This is a genomic window from Hymenobacter sp. B81 (assembly GCF_044628455.1).
Taxonomy (GTDB): domain Bacteria; phylum Bacteroidota; class Bacteroidia; order Cytophagales; family Hymenobacteraceae; genus Solirubrum.
The window spans coordinates 151,373-170,255 of sequence record NZ_JBIYZW010000001.1 but is presented as its reverse complement, the minus strand read 5'-3'; the positions used below and the strand labels follow the sequence as shown (position 1 = coordinate 170,255).

Genomic DNA, 18,883 nt, shown 5'->3' with positions numbered 1-18,883 from the left:
TCAATAGCGCTGGATAAGTTTGCGCCATGACTGCTCCCGCCACCTACACCTACGACCACGACGAAGCCCGCCGCTACCTGAGCCAGGCCGACCCGGTGCTGGCCGGCATCATTGCCCAGAGCCGCCCGGTGCGCGCCTCGGCCCACGAAGATTTGTACCTGGCCCTGCTCAAAGCCGTGGTCAGCCAGCAGATTTCGACCAAGGCCGCCGCGGCCATCTGGCGTAAGTTCGAAGGACTGTTCCGGCCCGAGGGCTACCCCGAGCCCCGCGAGCTGGCCCAGCTTTCCGACGACGAGCTGCGCGCCGCGGGCATCAGCAAGCAGAAAGCCGGCTACCTGCGCGCCATTGCCGAGTTCAACCTGGCCGGGCAGCTCGACCACGCTCACCTGAGCCAGCTCTCCGAAGACGACTTTACCCGGCACCTGACCCAGATCAAGGGCGTGGGGCGCTGGACGGCGCAGATGCTGCAGATGTTTGCCCTCGACCAGCCCGACGTGTTTGCCGAGGGCGACCTGGGCGTGCAGAACGCCATGCGCCGCCACTACGGCCTGCCGGAAACCGGCCGCGCCCTGCTGCGGCGCATGACTGAGCTAGCCGAGCCCTGGCGCCCCTACCGCAGCCTGGCCTGCAAGTACCTGTGGCAGTCGTTGGACAACGCGCCCACGCCCTAGCCCGTCGGTGCCCGATGAACTCAACCCTGGTTTTCCTCGGCTTCCCGCTCGCGGTACACCACGATCATGGCAATGAAGATGCTCAGATAGGGCAACAGCAGGCCGATGATAAACCAGCGCCAAAACGGGCGGCCCTGGGCAATGTAGGTGGTCAGCAGCGCGCTCAGCAGGGTGAGAATGACGCAGACGACGACCAGAAAAACGGTTCCCATAAAATTGAGTTAAGTGGCTGACTACCGCACTTTGCCGCGCTTCACCAAATAGGCGTAGAGCACCTTGTCGAATGGTTCGCGGATGTCCACGGGCACAAAGTCGATGCGGTTCTGGCCGCAGCGCAGGGCCAGCTCCTGGGTGTAGTCGTGCATGGCTTGGCGGTACTGCTCCCGCACCTGGCTGGGGTTGAGCTTGACCCGCTCGCCGGTTTCCACGTCTTCAAACACGTAGGGGCGCTCCTCGAAGTCGAACTCCTGCTCGGTGGCGCGGTCCGTCACGTGAAACAAGAGCACCTCGTGGTGCTGGTGACGCAGGTGCTGCAGGGCCGCCAGGGTTTCCTGCTGCTCGCGCTGGCCGCGGCCCAGCATGTCGGAGAAGATGACCACCAACGAGCGTTTGGGAATCTGCTGGGCAATCTGATGAATCACGCCGGCCACGTTGGTGCCGCTGCGCTCGGCGGGCGCGGCCCGCTCCACCAGCTGCTGCAGCTGCAGCAATAGCGTATGGCGGTGGGTGCTGGTCGAGCGTACCGGCGTTTGCAGCTCCACGGCGTCGGCGAAGGTGACCAGTCCCACGGCGTCGCGCTGGCGCTGCAGCAGGGTGGTGAGGGCGGCGGCGCAGAGCACGGCAAAGTGCAGCTTGTCGTGGCTGGGGCGCGGGTAGTACATGCTCGGGCTCACGTCGAGCAGGATGTGGCAGCGCAGGTTGGTTTCCTCCTCGTAGCGCTTCACGAAGAGCTTGTCGGTGCGGGCCAGCACCTTCCAGTCGAGGTGCCGGGTGCTTTCGCCGGGGTTGTAGAGGCGGTGCTCCGAGAATTCCACCGAGAAGCCGTGGTAGGGCGACTGGTGCAGGCCGGTGATGAAGCCGTCGACCAGGTGCCGGGCCAGGAATTCCAGGTTCTCGAAGGAGCGGACGGCGGCAAGGTCGAGCGGTTGGGCCATGGGAAGCAGAGCAGCGGCGGATGAGCAAGGACTGCGAAGGTAACGCCGCGGTTGCGGCCCTGGTGCCCGGGCCAAGCTCGACAGGTCGGAAATGTACCACGCCCCAGGGCCCTGGCGGGCCCCGGAACTTGCCTGGGGTCAATTTGTTGCAACTAAATTTTTATGTCCGCCCCCAAAAAGGTAGTTTTAGCCGGAGATTTTTCAATTGTCTCGAAATAACCCAAACCCACCCTTCATTCAACACTTTTACCAGCTGGACCCCGTGGAAGACCGCTACGAACAGGAAGAGATTTATTCCCAGCGCATCAAAGCCGGCAAGCGCACCTACTTTTTCGACGTGAAAGCCACCCGCGGCCAGGATTACTACCTGACCATCACGGAGAGCAAGCGCCGCCTGCGCGACGACGACACCTTCTCCTACGAGAAGCACAAGATCTTCCTCTACAAGGAGGACTTCCTCAAGTTTGCCGAAGCCCTGCAGGATGCCATCGGCTACGTGCGCGAGGAACTGCTCTCGCCCGATGAAGTGGCCGAGCTGGACCGCCCCCGCCCCGAGTTCAACGACCCCAACCGCTACGACGGCCCCGAGTTCAACGGCAACGTGGCCGACAGCGGCACCTACTAGCCCCAAGGTTTTTTCTGCTGCCAACGCGTGGCTTGCCCGGTTTTGCCCGGCGGGCCGCGCGTTGTTGCGTAGTATCCCCTGCCTCCTCCCCTACGCTCTGCCCGCCTGCCCATGAAGAAATTCCTGCGCCTGCTGTTTTCGCTGCTGGTGTTCTGGTTTAGCCTGCATTGCACCTGGGTGGTGGTCGACGGCCTCTACGACGCGCTGGGCCCGGCCGACTGCATCCTGATTGCGGGCAACACGGTGAATCCCGACGGCAACCCTTCCGACCGGCTGCGCGCCCGCCTCGAGGCCGGCCTGCGCCTGTACCGCGCCGGGCTGGCGCCCAATATCATGGTGAGCGGCGGGCTGGGTGCCGAAGGCCACTACGAGGGCACGGCCATGAGCCGCTATTTGCTGGGCCAGGGCGTGCCGGCCGAGGCTATCATCGTGGACGATGCCGGCTCGTCGACTTGGGCCACCGTCGAGAACTTTGCCGACGCAGCCGAGCGCCGCGGTTTTCAGTCGGTCATCCTGGTGTCGCAGTTCTACCACCTCACCCGCTTCAAGCTGCTGCTCCGGCAAACCGGCGACTACCAGGTGTACCAGGCTCACGCCCGCTACTTCGAGCTGCGCGACATCTACAGCCTGCTGCGCGAGTTCCCGGCCTACTACCGCTACGTCCTGGCCAGCCCGCGACCGGGCTACGGGCCGCGCTGAGCAGCTCCCGCTACCCGCCAGTCCGCTGCCCGGCAGGAATCTGGCGCGGGCGCTGATTTGCGTGGCGGGGCTTCGTACCTTTGCAGCTGAATTGACCCGCCGGGCCCGTTCACTATTTCACTATTTTACTTTTTCACTGCATGGGTCTTCGCTGCGGTATCGTCGGGCTGCCTAACGTGGGCAAATCCACCCTGTTCAACGCGCTGTCAAACGCCAAGGCCGAATCGGCCAACTACCCTTTCTGCACCATCGAGCCCAACGTGGGCGTGGTAACCGTGCCCGACCCGCGCCTGAAGGTGCTGGAGGAAATCGTGAAGCCCAAGCGCGTGGTGCCCACCATCGTGGAGTTCGTCGACATTGCCGGCCTGGTGAAAGGTGCCTCCAAGGGCGAAGGCCTGGGCAATAAATTCCTGGCCAACATCCGCGAGGTCGACGCCATCATCCACGTGGTGCGCTGCTTCGACGACCCCAACATCGTGCACGTAGCCGGCGGCGTCGACCCGGTGTTCGACAAGGACGTCATCGACACCGAGCTGCAGCTCAAGGACCTGGAAAGCGTCGACAAAAAGCTGGCGAAGTCGGAGCGCTCGGCCAAAAGCGGCGACGCGGCTGCTAAAAAGGAGGTAACGGCCCTCACGCGCTTCAAGGCCCACCTGGAAGCCGGCCACAACGCCCGCTCGCTCGACGCGAACGAGGAAGAGCTGGCGGCGGTGGCAGACCTGCAGCTGCTCACCATCAAACCCGTAATTTACGCGGCCAACGTGGACGAAGGCAGCATTCCGGCCGGCGGCAACCATTACGTGGAGGCCCTGCGCCAGCACGTAGCCACCGAAAATGCCCAGGTAGTGGTTATTTCGGCCGCCATCGAGTCGCAGATTGCTGAGATGGACGACGCCGAGGAAAAGGAAATGTTCCTGGGCGAGTACGGCCTCACCGAATCGGGCCTCGACAAGCTCATCCGCGCCAGCTACGACATTCTGAACCTGATTACCTACTTCACCGCCGGCGTGGAGGAAGTGCGCGCCTGGACCGTGCACCGCGGCGACAAAGCTCCCGCGGCGGCCGGCGTCATTCACTCTGACTTCGAGAAGGGCTTTATCCGCGCCGAGGTCATCAAGCTGCCCGACTACGAGCAGTACCGCTCGGAAGCCAAGATCAAGGAAGCCGGCAAGATGGCCGTGGAAGGCAAGGAATACGTGGTGCAGGACGGTGACATCATGCACTTCCGCTTCAACGTGTAGACCGCCGATAGCACGGATTTTAAACGGATAGAACGGCTGGCTGCGTGAGTGGCGGCCGTTTTATCCGTTCTCAGACTCTCTACTCCTACTCGTATGGACGTAAAAGACAGCAACGGCACCCTGCTCGCGGAAGGCGACTCGGTGACTTTGATCAAGGACCTGAAAGTGAAAGGCTCCTCGCAGGTGCTCAAGCGCGGCACCCTGGTCAAGAACATTCGCCTGACCAACAGCGCCGGCGAAATCGAAGGCCGGGCCGGCGGCACGACGATGGTGCTCAAAACCGAGTTCCTGAAGAAGGCCTAACGCGCCGACTGTCATGTCGAGCTAGGCGAGACATCTGGGTTAGCCCGCTTCCGCCGTCACGCAGTAACTTCAACGCCCCGGCCGGGATACGGTCGGGGCGTTTTACGTTTTGTCGAGCCCGTCAAATCAGTTAACCTTTATAAACATGTCCTCCGCTTTTAGGCGCCTAATACACCGCTTTTCAAGCGCAAATACTTACAATGGCCTGCTTTGCCTTATGCTGATAAGCTGCTCAACCAATCAGAAGCCAATGGAAAAAACAGACCCGGTCTTTGAGCTTTTCCAGCAAGAAGTTAGTCGACATGGGCTTGTTATTGACTCGGTATCAGAAGATGGGCTGATTTACATCAAAGACCACCGGATAAGCCTGGACAACGCCCGAAAACAGTTTACAGTCAACGGCGACACCAGCAAAGTGCAGGAGCTCGTTCGACTCGTATTGAACTCCGACAGCGTTAGTACCTCATGGGAGGAAGTCCGTGCGGCCATACTTCCAGTGTTGCTTCCTTCCGACATGGAATATGTTCAGGAAGCCGTTCACAAACGCATTACGGCAGGCATGAGCATGGTATTAGTGCAGAATGCCGGTGAGCAGATTGTCTGGCTTCGGAATGATGATGCTGCTGAATGGAAACAGACTCATGAAATGCTGTTTAAGGAAGCCTATGCTAATCTGGATTCAGTGCTTGCTTCCTCTGAAATCAAACCAGCCCTATTGGAAGGTCACCCATACGGGATTATTCTTGGCGCTGAGAGCTTTTTGGATGCTTCGCTTCCCTTCGCCCCTGGCTTTAAGGAAAGAGTGAAGAAGCAATTTGGCTGGCCAGTGTATGCCGTAATGCCAGTACGTGACTTATGCTTTATTTTTTCTGAACATGAACTTGACTTCTTCGGTCAGAGGTTCAGCAGCACAGTTTTAACCGAGTTCAGCACATCACCTTATCCCGTAACCCGTGAGTTGATCAAAATATCAGACTCTGGAATTGAAGCTATTGGGCAGTACAAAAAATCCCTAAAGTGAGCTATTCCGAGAACCCGCGTCAGGAACAAAAAGCAAAGCTCCGTTTTCAACCAAAAAACGCCGTCAGATATCCTCTGACGGCGTTTTTTGATTCGTGAACCGCCCTACTTCCCTACCGCCTTAAACAGCTGCCCCGAGGCCAGCTTGTCGGTGGTTTTCATGCCGTTCAGGATGGCCATTTCGTTGTGGCGCGACGAAGGCACGCCATTGGCAGCCAGGGCCTGGGCCAGCGTCTGGCCGGCTTTGGCGGCTTTGATGCGGATGCGCTCGGGCTGGCGGTTCAGCTTGCTGGCGTCGGTGAGGCGGGCAAAGCCCTGGGCCGTGCGCTGAAACTGCGGGCCGTAGGTGCTGAAGGTAGCCGGCGCGCTCATGCCCACCAGGGCATAGATGGTTTTGCCGTCCTGAATCAGGTACGTGAGCGTGCGGGCCGTGATGCCCTGCTGCCCGCTCTGATCCTGGCCTACCTGGTCGCCCTGCACGGCCACGGCCGGAAAGCCGTTGAGCGTGGTGCGGCTGGCCTGGGCCGACTGCAAGTTCAGCTGCTTGGCCAGGGCCTGGGCGGCTTCGTCGAGTGAGCTGCCGGGGGCCAGCAGCAGCACCTGCACGGCCTTGCCGCTGGGCTCGGCCATCTGAAACTGCTGGGGCGAGTTCTGCGACTTCCAGCCCTGCGGCACCGGGAAGCGGAACTTCAGCTCGGGGTGGTAGAACACGCCGCCCTCCACGAAGCCCTCCCGCGGGTTGTCGCCGTAGGCCAGCCCGTCGATGCGGCGCAGGTAGGTGTCGCGGTTTACCGTGAGCTGGCGGTTGCCCAGGCTTTGCTTCTGCCGGGCCGCCAGCTGCTTCACCCGGCTGTAGCGGTCGGCCGAGTTGGGGTGGCTGCTCAGGAAAGTAGGAATGGTGGCCGCGCCGCTGCTTTGCTCGGTGCGCTGCAGGGTTTGGAAGAAGTCGGCCATGTAGGCGGCGTCGTAGCCGATTTTGCTGGAGTACTTCACGCCCAGCTCATCCGACTCGTTCTCGTCGTCGCGGCCGTACTTGAGCAAACCCAGGCCCGCCACCTGCGACAGCGGCTGGGCAATGGAAGCCACGCGCTTGGAGAGAATGGACCCCAGAATGAGGGCGCCGTTGGCAATGGTAGAGCGTGTTTGCTGCTTCTGGCCGTGGCGGGCGGTGATGTGGCCGATTTCGTGGCCCAGCACGCCGGCAAACTGTGCCTCGTTGTTGAAGTGCGCCATGATGCCCCGCGTGAAGTACACGTGCCCATCGGGCGTGGCAAAGGCGTTGATGATAGGCGAATCGACGATGGTGAAGCCCTTCACGTCGCCGGGGCGGTCGGAAATGCGGCCCATCTGCTGGCCTTTCTCGTCCATGAAGCTTTGCAGCTTGGCGTTGTCGAGCAAACCGAACATGGCCACGACCTGGGGGTCGGGCTGGGCACCCTGCACGGGCACGGCTTTGGGCGCACGCTCAGGCGCCATCGAGCTGCCCAGCGGCAGCAGCAAAGCCAGCAGAGCGCCGGCGCGCAGGTAATTGGAAAAGACAGTAGGCATGGGAAAGTCGAAGCTGGTGGGGCCGCCGCGGGGCGGCATTCAGGCCTGCAACGGGCAAGCCCGGCCTTTGGGTTACGCAGCTTTCGTGCCAGCGCGCCCGGCCGCGCCCGGCTGGGGCGGCGCTTTGGCGCTCCGAATGCCCATGAAATGGGGCCGACTGGCGGAAAGCAGCTTCCCCAATCGGCCCCGATTCACTTGGTTTCCGGCAAGCAACGCCGGGGCAACTGAGCCCCGCCGCTCAGGCATATCGGCAACCTACTTCTCCACCACCTTGATCATGGAGCCAGCGTTGACCTGGTCGTTGAGCTGCATGCCGTTGAGGATGGCCATTTCCTCCAGGCGCTTTTCGGGTACGTTGTAGCTGCGCAGGGCTTTTTCCAGGGTGCTGCGCAGCTTCAGCGTCTTGATGCGCACGTGCTCGGGCTGGCGCGTGAGCTTGTCGCGGTCGGTCAGGCGCTGAAAGGCTTCGGCCACGCTGGTGAACTGGGGCGCGAAGCCGGCGAAATCGGCCGGGGCCGACACGCCCAGCAGGGCGTAGATGGTTTTGCCGTCCTGAATCAGGTAGCTGAGCGCGCGCACGCCCGCCACCTGCTGGCCGGTCTGCGGGTCCTGCTGCACCTGGTCGGCCACGAAGGCCAGGGCCGGGAAGCCGCCCACGGTGGTGCGGCGCGAGTCGGTGGGCTGCAGGCTGAGCTGCTTGGTGAGGGCCTGGGCGGCTTCGTCGAGCGAGGCGCCGGGGGCCAGCATCAGCATCATCATGGCCTTGCCGCCGGGCTCGGCCATCTGAAACTGCTGGGGCGTGTTCTGGTGCTTCCAGCCCGCGGGCACGGGAAACTGAAACTTCAGCTCGGGGTGGTAGAAGGCGTTGTTTTCCACGAAGCCCTGCCGCGGGTCCTCGCCGTACACCAGGCCGTCGATCAGGCGCAGGTACTGCTCGCGGTTGACTTTGAGGTTGGTGGGGTTGCCGTTCTGCTGCTTCCACTGGGCGGCCAGCTGGTGCACGCGGTTGTAGCGGTCAGCCGGGTTGGGGTGGGTCGAGAGAAAGTCGGGAATGGCCTCGGCCCCACTCGTTTGCTGCTCGCGCTGCAGGGTCTGGAAGAAGTCGGCCATTTCCTTGGCGTCGTAGCCGATTTTGCTGGAGTACTGCACGCCCAGCTCGTCGGACTGGCTTTCGTCGTCGCGGCCGAACTTGAGGAACAGCAGCTGCATGCCCTGCATGGCCTGCTCGCCAAACTGGGCGATGCGCGGCGAGGCAATCATGGCCCCCATCAGCCCCACCTGCCCGATGATGGCGTTGGTTTGCTGGGCGGCCGAGTGGCGGGCCGTCACGTGGCCGATTTCGTGGCCCAGCACGCCGGCAAACTGCGCCTCGTTGTTGAAGTGCGCCATGATGCCCCGCGTGAAGTACACGTAGCCGCCGGGCACGGCAAAGGCGTTAATCACCGGCGAATCGACCACCCGGAATGTGTAGGTCAGCTCGGGCCGGTGCGAGATGGCGCCCATCTGCTTGCCTTTCTCGTTGATGAAGTTCTGCAGCTTCTGGTCGGGGTAGAGGCCGAACTGGGCCGTCACGGCGGGGTCCGACTGCTGACCCATGGCCAGCTCCTGGCCTTCGGAGACGAGCATGACCTGGCGCTTGCCGGTGACGGGGTTGGTGGCGCAGGACGCGGCCAGCCCCAGCAGGGCGGCCGAGCAAGCGGTACGGAAGTAACGGTTCATAGCTGGGGAGTTGGGGAAGGAAGTGGCAAAGTACGCTTAGCAACGGCCCCGAAGGAAAGCGGTTGCAAACGGGCCGCCGCGCCGGTTTTGCCGTACTTGCGGGCTGCAACGGCTTCTATGGACATTCAGCACATCATCGCCCACTTCGAGCAGCTCACCGAGGAAGAGCAAACCAAGGAAATCTACGCCCACTTCGGCCTGGCGCTGTACTTCGCGCAGGCCGTGGAGCAGCAGCTGGCCAACATGCTCATCTTCGACCAGCTGTTCCAGGTAAAGCCCCAGACGCCGGAGCAGTACACCGCCATCTTCGAGGAGTACGCCGCCGCAGCCAAGCCCGCCGGCCTGCTGGCCGTGGAAACCCAGCTGGCCTACCAGCTCGCCGACGCCGACCGCGACGAGCTGCAGCAGGTGCTGATGCTGCGCGAGTACTTCGCCACCAGCTACTTCAAGATTCATGCCCAGCGGCTGCTGCAGCCCGAGAGCAAGCGGGAGCTGATTATCGACTTTGCCACCTACCAGAACAAGTGCCGCCAGCTCCACGCCCAGCTGCAGCACTACCAGCAGCAGTACGTGGCCCGCACCGAGGTGTCGGCCGAGCTGATGCAGCAGACCTGGGCCGCCGTGGTGCGCGATGCCCAGCGGGTGCTGGCCCAGCAGTCGGGCCTGGCCTGAGCGCGGAGCTTCCGGCTAGCGGAACAAACTGCCGCGCCGCAGCTGCACTTCTTGGCCGTTGGCCACCAGCGGGCGGTAGCCGATGAGCAGGTCGGCGCGGGTGCCGGGCGGGCGGTAGTACACCAGCACGTCGTACTGGTTTTCGGTGGGCTGGTAGCTGCCCTCGAAGTAGGCCGCGTCGGGTGCCGCGCCGGGCCGTCCTACCACAAAGTAGTAGTTGTAGTAGCCCTGCTTGAGCAGCACGCGCCCGGTATACAGCTGCTGCTGGGCGTTGTAGCTGAGCTTGAAGTCTTCCTTCAGCTGCCAGTCCGACAAGGCTCCGAACACGTACACCGGCCCCGGTGCCACGGCCGGCGCCTGCAGCTGAAAGGTAGTCCACACGTAGTCGGCGTTGGTGGCGCCGGCGCCCAGAAAGTCGCGGCTCTCGAACACGCGCTGGCCGTCGGCGTCCTCGTACTGGGTGTAGGCGCGGCCGGCGCGGGTGGGCTCGGGCAGCAGCGCAATTTCGCGCGGCGAGGCCTGCAGGTTTACGCCGGCCACGTTCAGTCCCCCGCTGCGCAGGGAGCGGATATCGGCGGGGCGAAACTCGTTGAGGGCCGGGAAGGCGTTTTCGAAGTTGAAGAACTGGTAGTCGAGCTGCTGCTCGGCGTCGCGCACGAAGGTGGGGCGCAGGCCGTACTTGGCGTTGTCCCAGCGGAAGTTCTGGCGCAGCACCACCTTGGCTTCCACAGCCGGGTTCACCAGCGGAAAAGCGCCGTAGCGAATCACGAAATCGACCTGCTGCATGGTGTAGCGGGCCGCGCCGCCGGGCGGCAACCCCAGTTGCGCGGCTACCTCCATCTTGTTGTCGTACACCAGCAGGCGGCGCGAGAGCAGCGGCTGGCGGTCGGGGCCCTGCACCACCAGCAGGAAGTTGCCTGAGAGCTTCACTGGCGGCACCCGCAGGCGGTAGTGGTAGTAGGGCACCTGCGTGCCGGTGGAGGTGCGGTAGTCGGTGAGGTTGAACTCGTTGATTTCGTCGAGAAACTGCAAGTCCGTCAGTACCGAGGGCGTCCAGTCGGCGTTGCAGTGCACCAGCCGGGCCGTGAGCCGGCGGCTCTGGTTGCCCAGCAAGTCAAACTCCAGCACGATGGGGTTGCCCTGGTTGAGCGGCACCACCGGCGGCGCGAAGATTTCGGTGGGCTGCCCGGTGCTCACGTAGCACTGCACGCTCTGAATGTCGGGGTCGTACACGGCATCCTCGAAGCGCAGCGGCACGTTGGCCCGCGGGGCCTGCACCGGGCTGGCCTGGCCCACGCGGCCGGCGCTGGGGTCGGTAATGGGCGTGCCGAGGGGTACGCAGGCGGTGGCGGCGGACAAGGCTAGCAGCAGGGTAAGGGCGGAGTAGCGCATGTTGCGAAGGTACAGGCAGCGGCGTATCTTATCGTTCTATTCCTGCTTCTGCTATGCGCGGCCTCAATAAAGTTACCCTGATCGGCAACCTGGGCAAAGACCCCGACATCAACGTGCTGGAAGGCAACGTACCGGTGGCCAAGTTCTCCCTGGCTACTTCCGAAACCTACCGCGACAAAGCCGGCCAGCTGCACACCAGCACCGACTGGCACAGCGTGGTGCTGTGGCGCAGCCTGGCCGAGCTGGCGCAGGCTTATCTGCGGCGGGGCAGCCTGGTGTACGTGGAGGGCAAGCTCAAGACCCGTCACTACGACGATGCGCAGGGCCAGCGCCACTACGTAACGGAAATCATCGGCGAGCAGATCATCATGCTGGACAAGAAAACCAGCGACGCGACGCCGCCCCCGCAGCCATGAAAGCCGCCGTTTCGCTGCGCCTGCGCGAGGGGCGCACTACCTTTCAGGTATTCTTTCCCTATTCCGACGCGGCCCTGCGTACGGCGCTGCTGGCGGCCGGCGTGTGCTACGAAGCCGGGGCGCGGGGCTACGTGCTGCCCGCCACGCCCGAGGCGGTGGAGCCGCTGCGCCTTGCCTGCCAGCAGTTGGGTATGCCGCTGCACGTGCCGCAGGTGCCGGCGCTGGCCATCGAAATGGCGCCCCCGACACCGCACCAGGTGCTGCTTACGCGCTATTGCCAGCAAATAGTGCTGAAGCGCTACAGTCCGCAGACCCTGAAAAGCTACCGCCACGCTTTTCAGCAGTTTTTGACCTACTGCGGCCCTCGGCAGCCGCTGGAGCTGAGCAGGCAGGATGTGCTGGATTACCTGAGCCTCCGCCTGACGGCAGGCATATCGGAGGCGTACCAGAACCTGCTCATCAACGCCATCAAGTTTTACTACGAGCAGGTGGAAAACCAGCCCCGGCAGCATTACACGGTGCCGCGGCCCAAGCTGCCCCTCACCAACCCCAAGGTATTGGCCAAAGAAGAAGTACGACACCTCTTACAAAGCACCGACAACCTGAAGCACCGCGCCATGCTCATGCTGGCGTACGGGTTGAGCTTGCGCCTGGGCGAGGTGCTGGCCCTTACGCCCCAGGACATAGACAGCCGCCGCATGGCCCTCTACGTGCGCGGTGGCAAAGGCAAAAAAGACCGCGACCTACCCTTGCCCGAAAGCTTGCTGCACCTGCTACGCGAACAGTTTCGGCAGTTCCGGCCCACCATCTTCTTGTTTGAGGGGCAGCAGCCCGGTGAGCCATACAGCGCCCGCAGCTTGCAGCAAGTGATAAAGCAAGCGGCCGAGCGGGCCGGTATTCGCCGATCTGTTACCTTGCACATGCTGCGGCATTCGTATGCCACGCACCTGCTGGAAGCTGACACGGATATCCGGGTTATTCAAAACCTGCTCGGACATAGCAGCATCAAAACCACCGAAATCTATACCCATGTGGTCCAACACAACCGCCCAGCCTCCCCGCTTGACTCCTTGGGCTTGTAAAGCGCCGAGTAGCGTTAACAATGCTTCGGCAGTATGCTTAACGCTACCCACTTGCGGTTTAAAGGTTTATTAACGCTATTCGCTAGCGTTAATAATGATGTTGCCTGTAATTTTTATGAGACCCTTAATTCTGATACTATCTATATTTCTTGGTTGTTTAAATAAAACAAATGCACAGTCTGATTCGACGACGACCTGCCCTACTGTTTCAGTGACAGCTAAACTTATAGCAGACACATTTAAATTAGGAAAAGACATTTCAGTAGAAATAATATTGACTAACAATAGCAAATCAACTCAAAGTGTCTGGTTTGACAAACCAAAATCAAGTACAGGTAGACCAGCGTGGACATCAGTAATTTTGACAGACAGGAAAACAGGAAAATCTGTATTAAAATATCAAAACAAGTCAATTCTTCAATCGCAACTTTATTCAACAGAAGAAGTAAAACAATATTCGTATCAATTGCAACCTGGACAAAAGGTTTCTGGCAAGTTTAGTCTATTGGACTTAGTTGTATTATTAGACTACAAACGAACATTGGACAAAGGAACTTATGATATGCAAATGTTTTATTGTGACAGTCCATCAAGACAACTAAGCTTTACGGTTGACTAAAACTACAGGCAACAAAAGGTTTGGCAATATTGGGGCTTGACGGAATAAGCATCAACTTTTGTACTACTATTTTTCTTTAGTCACTAGCTCGACAGAATGCTGTTCGGCATTAGTAATTACAATCAACAATAGTAACTATATTTAGCTTCAGTTCAGGCGTGACGAAACGCTGTTGCCCCAACATTGCCAAGCCTCGAACGTTATACGGCATTTAATGACAGAGCCTAACGAAACTTACGAAATAAAGAGAACATGCACAGTATGCGGACATGCTGAAAGACTTGTCGTGACAAAACGAGAAGCTGCCTTTGAATTGTTCGACATAAATGGGGCGCTTGGACAGAAATGTAAAAACTGTTCATCAATATCCTTTACGACTGCTTATCAGCGACCTGACCTTGACTTTGATTTGCTGAAAGAATGGGTGACGAACTCCGACTTGTACCTAATGCCGCAGGATGAAGAACTCTTGTTAGCCGAAGAACAATATGTAGACATGATTTTAGAAGTGCTGGACACCATGCTAATACCTGACCATAAAAGAGACTTGTTGATGGATGCCTTGTGTGTCATTGTTTACGACAACACGAATGAGGACAATTTTCAAGGAGACGAACGATTAAAACAAAGAGTTATAAAAGAACTTAACAAAAGACTTGACAGGCTGAAACTGGCAGATAATTGGATTGCCGACTACATCAAAAAAGTTGTTTATCCGCAGCTTGACTTAGGCAGACAAAACGCCGTATAACAGGTTATTGCTGCAATAGGTGCTGAAGAATATGTTTTAAACCAATTATCTTTATTTAGCAACAAAATGAAAGTGAAGCTGAAGTTTTTCAAATGCACCTACTGACAGCAACACCTTCTCCGTTACCTGGAAATAGCTGACACATCTTTTCATAAAAACCAAAAGCCCCACCAGAAGCCGTAGCATCTGGCGGGGCTTTTTAGTGCCTGCAGCAATTGCCGGCGTAGGCTACAGCTTGCCTTCCAGCGCTTCTACTTTCTCGGCCAGCTCGCTCCACTGGTCGTTGGCCTTGGTCAGCTCCTTTTTCACCTGCTCAAACTTCACCGTGGCGTCTTTCAGCTGGGCGGCTTTGTTGTAGATGTTGGGGTCGCCGAGCTGCTTCTCGTAGCCGGCCAGCTCTACTTCCAGCTTGCTCACCCGGGCTTCGGCTTCCTGCAGCTGCTTGCTGAGCTGCTTTAGCTCGCGCTGGGTGGTTTCGCGCTCGGTCTGGCTCAGCTCCTTTTTCACCTCCACCTTGGGCGCGGGCTTGGCGGCCGGGGCGCTCAGACCCAGCTTCTTGGCTTCCTTGGCGCGCTCGTCTTGCCACTGCTCGTACTCGTGGTAGGTGCCGGGGTACTCCTTCAGCTGGTAATCTTCGATGTACCAGATTTTGGTGGCCACGCTTTCCACGAAATACCGGTCGTGGCTGATGACCAGGAAGGTGCCCTCATACTGCTCCAGTGCCTGAATCAGGATGTTCACCGACTGCATGTCCAGGTGGTTGGTCGGTTCGTCGAGCAGCAGGAAGTTGGCCTCCGAAATCAGCGTTTTGGCCAGGGCCACCCGGCTTTTCTCGCCCCCGCTGAGCACCTTGATTTTCTTGAACACCGAGTCGCCGGTGAACAGGAACGAGCCCAGCACCGTGCGCAGCTCCATTTCGGTGCGCTTGGAGCCGGCCTGCACCATCTCCTGCAGCACCTCGTTGTCTACGTTCAGGCTTTCGAGCTGGTGCTGGGCGTAGAAGGCCATAATCACGTTGTGGCCCAGCTGGTGGGTACCCGAGGTGGGCGCCTCCGAACCCGACACCATGCGCATCAGGGTGGATTTACCCTTGCCGTTGGCCCCGATCAAGGCGATTTTGTCACCCCGCTCGATGTGCACGTTGGTGTCGCGGAAGATGATCTTGTCGCCGTACTTCTTCGTGACGTGCTCCATGCGCAGGATGTGGCGGCCGGGCTGCACCGAGAAGCGGAACGAGAAGTTCACCTTGGCCGCCTCGGGCGCTACCGAGTCGATGCGGTCCATCTTGTCGAGCATCTTCTGCCGGCTCTGGGCCTGCTTGGCTTTCGAAGCCTTGGCCTTGAACCGCTCGATAAACCGCTCGGCCTGCCGGATGGCCGCCTGCTGGTTTTCGAAGGCGCCCTGGTGAATCTCGTCGCGCAGCACCTTTTCCTCCATGTAGAAGGAGTAGTTGCCGGCGTAGGGCACCAGCTTGCCGCCCGTCACCTCCACCGTCATGTTGGTGGTCTGATCGAGGAACTCCCGGTCGTGGCTCACGATGATGACCGCGCCTTCGTAGCCGGCCAGGTAGTTCTCAATCCACTTGATCGAGGGCAGGTCCAGGTGGTTGGTCGGTTCGTCGAGCAGCAGCAGCGAGGGTTCCTGCAACAGGATCTTGGCCAGCATCACGCGCATGCGCCAGCCGCCCGAAAACAGCTTCAGCGGGCGCTGCAGCTCCTCGGTGGTGAAGCCCAGGCCCTCAAGAATTTCCTCGGTGCGGGCCTGCATGGTGTAGCCGCCCAAAGCCTCAAACCGCTCCTGCAGCGAAGCCAGCTTGTCCACCAGGTCGTCGGTGTAGTTGGTTTCGAACTCGAGCAGCGTCTCGTCGATTTTCTTCTGCAGCTCCAGCGCCTCGCTGAACGCCTGCATGGCCACGATGAGGATGGGCTCGTGCGAGTCGTAGCTGAGCAGATCCTGGTTCAGGAAGCCCAGCGTCACGTCCTTGCTCATAGAGATAGAGCCGCCGTCGGGCTTGTACTCGCCCACCAGCAAACGCAGCAGCGTGGATTTGCCCTGACCGTTTAGGCCAATTAGGCCGATTTTGTCCTTAGGCTTGATGTGCAGGGAAGCCTTATCGTAGAGCGTACGGGCGCCGAAGTGGAAGTCGAGGTCGGAAATGGAAATCATTAACGCAGGGGTATTGGCGGCAAAGATACGGAACCCCGCGCGGGCACCTTTGGCCCTGCACCAGGTAAGGCGCCGAATGTGCCCGGTCGCCGCGGACACATCCGGGCAAAAAAGACGTGGACGGAGTTGTTATTTTAGTTGATATATCAACTACATTTGAGGCCTCACTTCTTCCCTATGCCCCCCGACACGCCCCAGCAAACCGTCCTCTACACCCTGGAGCAAGCCATCAAGGTGTACCGCAAGCTCTGCCAGCAGAACATCGACCGTGCCATGGACAACCTGACGGTGGACCAGGGTCTGGCTTTGATGGTGCTCAGCAACTACCCGGCCCTGAGCCAGCAGCGGCTGGCCGAGCTGGTGTTCAAGGACAAGGCTTCCATTACCCGCATCATCGAGCTGCTGGTGCAGAAAGGGTTGCTGCTGCGGGCCGCGCATACCACCGACAAGCGCAAATCGGACCTGCAGCTCACCGACCGGGGCCGGCAGACCCTGGCCCAGCTCAGCCCCACCATTCAGCTCAACCAGCAGACCGCGCTGCAGGGCCTGAGCGCGGCCGAGCTGGCGCAGTTCGACGCCACCCTGCGAAAAATCATTGCCAACTGCACCGCTTCCGACCTGTAACCTATTCTCCTCATGCGCCTACCAATTTTCGGGCTGCTGCTGGCGCTGCTGCTGGCCCGGCCCGCGCTCAGCCAGTCCAAAACCACCATTCAGGACCAGTTAGCGGCTTACATGCAGGGGCAGCACGCCGTGAACCGGTTTGCGGGCGTGGTGCTGGTGACGCGCCACGACTCGGTGCTGCTGCACCGCGCCTACGGGCTGGCCGACGGCGAGTGGAACGTGCCCAACACCCTGGATACCCGGTTCACGTTGGCTTCCATCAGCAAGCACTTCACGGCGCTGGCCATTCTGCAGCTGGCGGAGCGCAGCCGGCTGCAGCTCACCGACAAGCTCAGCGCCTTCGTGCCCGGGTTTCCGCAGGGCGACGCCATCACTGTGCACCAGCTGCTGACCCACACCGCCGGGCTGGCCCTGGATTTTGAGGACGTGTACCTGCACCAGATGTCGGTGCCCAAGGATTCGGCGCTGGCCTACATGCGGCGGCAGCCCCTGAAGTTTGCCCCGGGCACCGGCCTCGCCTACAGCAACGTGGGCTACTTCCTGCTGGGCTGCATCATCGAAAAAGCCTCGGGGCTGAGCTACGGGGAGTATTTGCAGCGCCACATTTTCGCGGTGGCAGGCATGACCCACAGCGGCCTGAACAGCAACACGGCCCTGGTGCCGCGCCTGGCCCGGCTCTACTACCGCGAGGATACCGTGCTGGTGAAAAACCCGGCCATCAACTGGGACCTGAACGTGGGCCACGACGGGGTGTACTCCACGGCCGCCGATCTGGCCCGCCTGGACCAGGCTATGCGCGGTACGGCCCTGCTCTCGGAAGCTTCCAAGGCCCTAATGAACACCCAGCACAACAAGCAGTTTCCGGGCAAGGGCTTCCTCGACCACTACGGCTACGGCATCTTCATCAACCCCTTCTACAACCAGGGCCACTACCTGCTCACCCACAGCGGGGGCTATTTCGGGGCCATGACCACCATGGACCGCTACCCCGAGGACGGCTTGTTCGTGACCGTGTTGTCGAACAACCAGGCCGAGTCACACTGGATCAGCTACGGGCTGGCGGGCATCCTGTTCGGCAAGGCCGTGGAAGTGCCCTACGTGCACCGGCCGCTGCCCGTGGTACCCACGGGGCTGGCGGCCTACGCGGGCCAGTACGGCGAAACCACCATTCTGCACGCCAACGGCCAGCTATACCTGCAAAACCTGAACACGCCCCTGGTGGCTGAGTCGGCCCGCAAGTTCTTCAACCCGAAGAACCCCGACCGCACCGTGGAGTTTCTGCTCACCAAAGCCGGCCGCGTGCACGCGCTGACGCTGACCAAGGGCGGCGTGCCCGAAACCCTGCCGAAACAACAGCCGCCGAAGCAAAACCGCCGCGCCAGCCGCTAGCGGGGCGGCTTGGTTTGGCCCGGAAAGAAAGGTAGCGTGGGCCGGCACCGGGTTGGGCACTGGGAAGTTATAGCTGATCAAATCCAGGCGTCCAAGTGGAGGCCACAAATCAGGCAGCTACTGCCTTATAGAGAGGGCACAAGTACGGTGTTTGGGAGGAAGGCGCGGCAAGCAATGCCGACAAGCTGCCAGCCTTGCTTAGTTTTGAAGATCAGGGCTGCCCTTTTGGCCTCCTGTTCAGCTGCTGCGGCCTTCTCTATATGACTCTGCCTTTCGCTATTCACAAAGTCTACACTTCCGCCCTAACCAAAGACCAGCTAATCACTGAGCTTGAGCGTATCCAGCCCACGGAAGGTTCTTTACAGATTTTTGACACCAAGCAGTATGCGGCAAAAATCATCAGTACCGGCTTCACGATTAAGCATGCCAACCCTGCTCGGAACTTACCAGTAATGCCCACTATAAAAGGCAAGTTTATTCAGGATAATCCCACAAACATTAAAATAAGGTTTACACCCGATTACTTGTTTCTGCTTATGTTTTTGGCATTTTCCCTATTCATTAATTACATCATTCTATTCTCAGATAATTGGAACTTTGATGGTATAAAAAGGCCACCTACTTTAACCGAAAGAATGTCAGCGTTGTGGGCTGGTTATTTACCTGCTGCCATGTGGTACTGGGGCTTTGTTGCGCCAGTGAAAAAAGCCGAGAGTTGGCTAATTAAACGGCTGCAACTTCAACCATTAGCTTAATCTGCCCACTTATCCAGTTCCCGGCTAACTCTGCAGC

At 60.0% G+C, this 18,883-nt stretch carries 20 protein-coding genes; 14 read left to right on the top strand and 6 right to left on the bottom strand.

Features of this window, described 5'->3' with window-relative positions:
* Nucleotides 1-26: 26 nt before the first annotated feature.
* Complete coding sequence (locus tag ACE191_RS00715) at nt 27-671, top strand: DNA-3-methyladenine glycosylase family protein (RefSeq protein ID WP_400190257.1); 645 nt, start codon at nt 27-29, stop codon at nt 669-671.
* A 20-nt stretch (nt 672-691) separates the two neighbouring features.
* On the opposite strand, the gene ACE191_RS00710 is transcribed toward ACE191_RS00715, so the two are convergent.
* On the bottom strand, nt 692-883 hold the full coding sequence (locus ACE191_RS00710; protein ID WP_400190256.1) for a hypothetical protein: 192 nt from the start codon (nt 881-883) through the stop codon (nt 692-694).
* Between the two features lie 21 nt (nt 884-904).
* The gene (locus ACE191_RS00705; RefSeq protein WP_400190255.1) at nt 905-1,825 is read right to left on the bottom strand and encodes a DUF58 domain-containing protein; all 921 of its coding nucleotides are present in this window, start codon (nt 1,823-1,825) and stop codon (nt 905-907) included.
* Nucleotides 1,826-2,087: 262 nt separating this feature from the next.
* Between ACE191_RS00705 and ACE191_RS00700 the strand changes: the two genes are divergently transcribed.
* The 5 genes from ACE191_RS00700 (at nt 2,088) to ACE191_RS00680 (ending at nt 5,714) form a co-directional block, all read left to right on the top strand.
* Nucleotides 2,088-2,450: a DUF3276 family protein gene (locus tag ACE191_RS00700; RefSeq protein WP_400190254.1), complete on the top strand. Its 363-nt coding sequence runs from the start codon at nt 2,088-2,090 to the stop codon at nt 2,448-2,450.
* Between the two features lie 111 nt (nt 2,451-2,561).
* On the top strand, nt 2,562-3,149 hold the full coding sequence (locus tag ACE191_RS00695) for a YdcF family protein (protein ID WP_400190253.1): 588 nt from the start codon (nt 2,562-2,564) through the stop codon (nt 3,147-3,149).
* Nucleotides 3,150-3,289: 140 nt separating this feature from the next.
* Complete coding sequence (ychF, locus tag ACE191_RS00690; protein WP_400190252.1) at nt 3,290-4,390, top strand: redox-regulated ATPase YchF; 1,101 nt, start codon at nt 3,290-3,292, stop codon at nt 4,388-4,390.
* A gap of 93 nt (nt 4,391-4,483) precedes the next feature.
* Complete coding sequence (locus ACE191_RS00685; protein WP_138080756.1) at nt 4,484-4,693, top strand: zinc ribbon domain-containing protein YjdM; 210 nt, start codon at nt 4,484-4,486, stop codon at nt 4,691-4,693.
* Nucleotides 4,694-4,943: 250 nt separating this feature from the next.
* Nucleotides 4,944-5,714, top strand: a complete 771-nt coding sequence (locus tag ACE191_RS00680) for a hypothetical protein (protein WP_400190251.1) — start codon at nt 4,944-4,946, stop codon at nt 5,712-5,714.
* Nucleotides 5,715-5,818: 104 nt separating this feature from the next.
* Here ACE191_RS00680 and ACE191_RS00675 read toward each other — a convergent pair whose 3' ends face one another.
* Nucleotides 5,819-7,261 (bottom strand): M48 family metalloprotease, encoded by a 1,443-nt coding sequence (locus ACE191_RS00675; RefSeq protein ID WP_400190250.1) that lies wholly within the window; start codon nt 7,259-7,261, stop codon nt 5,819-5,821.
* Between the two features lie 255 nt (nt 7,262-7,516).
* Complete coding sequence (locus tag ACE191_RS00670) at nt 7,517-8,980, bottom strand: M48 family metalloprotease (protein WP_400190249.1); 1,464 nt, start codon at nt 8,978-8,980, stop codon at nt 7,517-7,519.
* 117 nt (nt 8,981-9,097) lie between these two features.
* On the opposite strand from ACE191_RS00670, the gene ACE191_RS00665 reads away from it, so the two are divergent.
* Nucleotides 9,098-9,652, top strand: a complete 555-nt coding sequence (locus ACE191_RS00665) for a hypothetical protein (RefSeq protein WP_400190248.1) — start codon at nt 9,098-9,100, stop codon at nt 9,650-9,652.
* Between the two features lie 15 nt (nt 9,653-9,667).
* Here the strand turns inward: ACE191_RS00665 and ACE191_RS00660 are convergent, their stop codons facing one another.
* Nucleotides 9,668-11,044 carry a DUF5103 domain-containing protein gene (locus ACE191_RS00660; RefSeq protein ID WP_400190247.1) on the bottom strand — a complete coding sequence of 459 codons (1,377 nt, stop codon included), beginning with the start codon at nt 11,042-11,044 and terminating at the stop codon, nt 9,668-9,670.
* A 53-nt stretch (nt 11,045-11,097) separates the two neighbouring features.
* On the opposite strand from ACE191_RS00660, the gene ACE191_RS00655 reads away from it, so the two are divergent.
* The 4 genes from ACE191_RS00655 to ACE191_RS00640 all read left to right on the top strand — a co-directional run bounded on the left by ACE191_RS00655 (nt 11,098) and on the right by ACE191_RS00640 (nt 13,912).
* A complete protein-coding gene (locus tag ACE191_RS00655) occupies nt 11,098-11,460 on the top strand; it encodes a single-stranded DNA-binding protein (protein ID WP_400190246.1) in 363 nt (120 codons plus the stop codon).
* Entirely contained in the window at nt 11,457-12,542 is a 1,086-nt protein-coding gene (locus ACE191_RS00650) for a tyrosine-type recombinase/integrase (RefSeq protein WP_400190245.1), read from the top strand. Before ACE191_RS00655 ends, ACE191_RS00650 begins: the two co-directional genes overlap by 4 nt.
* Before the next feature lie 115 nt (nt 12,543-12,657).
* Nucleotides 12,658-13,161, top strand: coding sequence for a hypothetical protein (locus ACE191_RS00645; protein WP_400190244.1), 504 nt, complete (start codon nt 12,658-12,660; stop codon nt 13,159-13,161).
* A gap of 286 nt (nt 13,162-13,447) precedes the next feature.
* Complete coding sequence (locus ACE191_RS00640) at nt 13,448-13,912, top strand: hypothetical protein (protein ID WP_400190243.1); 465 nt, start codon at nt 13,448-13,450, stop codon at nt 13,910-13,912.
* A gap of 228 nt (nt 13,913-14,140) precedes the next feature.
* Here ACE191_RS00640 and ACE191_RS00635 read toward each other — a convergent pair whose 3' ends face one another.
* Nucleotides 14,141-16,078 (bottom strand): ABC-F family ATP-binding cassette domain-containing protein, encoded by a 1,938-nt coding sequence (locus ACE191_RS00635; RefSeq protein WP_400190242.1) that lies wholly within the window; start codon nt 16,076-16,078, stop codon nt 14,141-14,143.
* Between the two features lie 177 nt (nt 16,079-16,255).
* On the opposite strand from ACE191_RS00635, the gene ACE191_RS00630 reads away from it, so the two are divergent.
* The 3 genes from ACE191_RS00630 (at nt 16,256) to ACE191_RS00620 (ending at nt 18,846) form a co-directional block, all read left to right on the top strand.
* Entirely contained in the window at nt 16,256-16,702 is a 447-nt protein-coding gene (locus tag ACE191_RS00630; RefSeq protein WP_400190241.1) for a MarR family winged helix-turn-helix transcriptional regulator, read from the top strand.
* Nucleotides 16,703-16,714: 12 nt separating this feature from the next.
* A complete protein-coding gene (locus tag ACE191_RS00625) occupies nt 16,715-18,091 on the top strand; it encodes a serine hydrolase (protein WP_400190240.1) in 1,377 nt (458 codons plus the stop codon).
* Nucleotides 18,092-18,351: 260 nt separating this feature from the next.
* Nucleotides 18,352-18,846, top strand: coding sequence for a hypothetical protein (locus tag ACE191_RS00620; RefSeq protein WP_400190239.1), 495 nt, complete (start codon nt 18,352-18,354; stop codon nt 18,844-18,846).
* The last annotated feature ends 37 nt before the right edge of the window (nt 18,847-18,883 follow it).

Bases quoted from the DNA above. Each gene is read 5' to 3' on its own strand.
- ACE191_RS00705 (WP_400190255.1), bottom strand. From the start codon at position 1,825: ATGGCCCAACCGCTCGACCTTGCCGCCGTCCGCTCCTTCGAGAACCTG.
- ACE191_RS00680 (WP_400190251.1), top strand. From the start codon at position 4,944: ATGGAAAAAACAGACCCGGTCTTTGAGCTTTTCCAGCAAGAAGTTAGT.
- ACE191_RS00710 (WP_400190256.1), bottom strand. From the start codon at position 883: ATGGGAACCGTTTTTCTGGTCGTCGTCTGCGTCATTCTCACCCTGCTG.
- ACE191_RS00625 (WP_400190240.1), top strand. From the start codon at position 16,715: ATGCGCCTACCAATTTTCGGGCTGCTGCTGGCGCTGCTGCTGGCCCGG.
- ACE191_RS00670 (WP_400190249.1), bottom strand. From the start codon at position 8,980: ATGAACCGTTACTTCCGTACCGCTTGCTCGGCCGCCCTGCTGGGGCTG.
- ACE191_RS00665 (WP_400190248.1), top strand. From the start codon at position 9,098: ATGGACATTCAGCACATCATCGCCCACTTCGAGCAGCTCACCGAGGAA.
- ACE191_RS00620 (WP_400190239.1), top strand. From the start codon at position 18,352: ATGACTCTGCCTTTCGCTATTCACAAAGTCTACACTTCCGCCCTAACC.
- ACE191_RS00635 (WP_400190242.1), bottom strand. From the start codon at position 16,078: ATGATTTCCATTTCCGACCTCGACTTCCACTTCGGCGCCCGTACGCTC.
- ACE191_RS00650 (WP_400190245.1), top strand. From the start codon at position 11,457: ATGAAAGCCGCCGTTTCGCTGCGCCTGCGCGAGGGGCGCACTACCTTT.
- ACE191_RS00675 (WP_400190250.1), bottom strand. From the start codon at position 7,261: ATGCCTACTGTCTTTTCCAATTACCTGCGCGCCGGCGCTCTGCTGGCT.
- ACE191_RS00655 (WP_400190246.1), top strand. From the start codon at position 11,098: ATGCGCGGCCTCAATAAAGTTACCCTGATCGGCAACCTGGGCAAAGAC.
- ACE191_RS00695 (WP_400190253.1), top strand. From the start codon at position 2,562: ATGAAGAAATTCCTGCGCCTGCTGTTTTCGCTGCTGGTGTTCTGGTTT.
- ACE191_RS00685 (WP_138080756.1), top strand. From the start codon at position 4,484: ATGGACGTAAAAGACAGCAACGGCACCCTGCTCGCGGAAGGCGACTCG.
- ACE191_RS00660 (WP_400190247.1), bottom strand. From the start codon at position 11,044: ATGCGCTACTCCGCCCTTACCCTGCTGCTAGCCTTGTCCGCCGCCACC.
- ACE191_RS00630 (WP_400190241.1), top strand. From the start codon at position 16,256: ATGCCCCCCGACACGCCCCAGCAAACCGTCCTCTACACCCTGGAGCAA.
- ACE191_RS00715 (WP_400190257.1), top strand. From the start codon at position 27: ATGACTGCTCCCGCCACCTACACCTACGACCACGACGAAGCCCGCCGC.
- ACE191_RS00645 (WP_400190244.1), top strand. From the start codon at position 12,658: ATGAGACCCTTAATTCTGATACTATCTATATTTCTTGGTTGTTTAAAT.
- ychF (WP_400190252.1), top strand. From the start codon at position 3,290: ATGGGTCTTCGCTGCGGTATCGTCGGGCTGCCTAACGTGGGCAAATCC.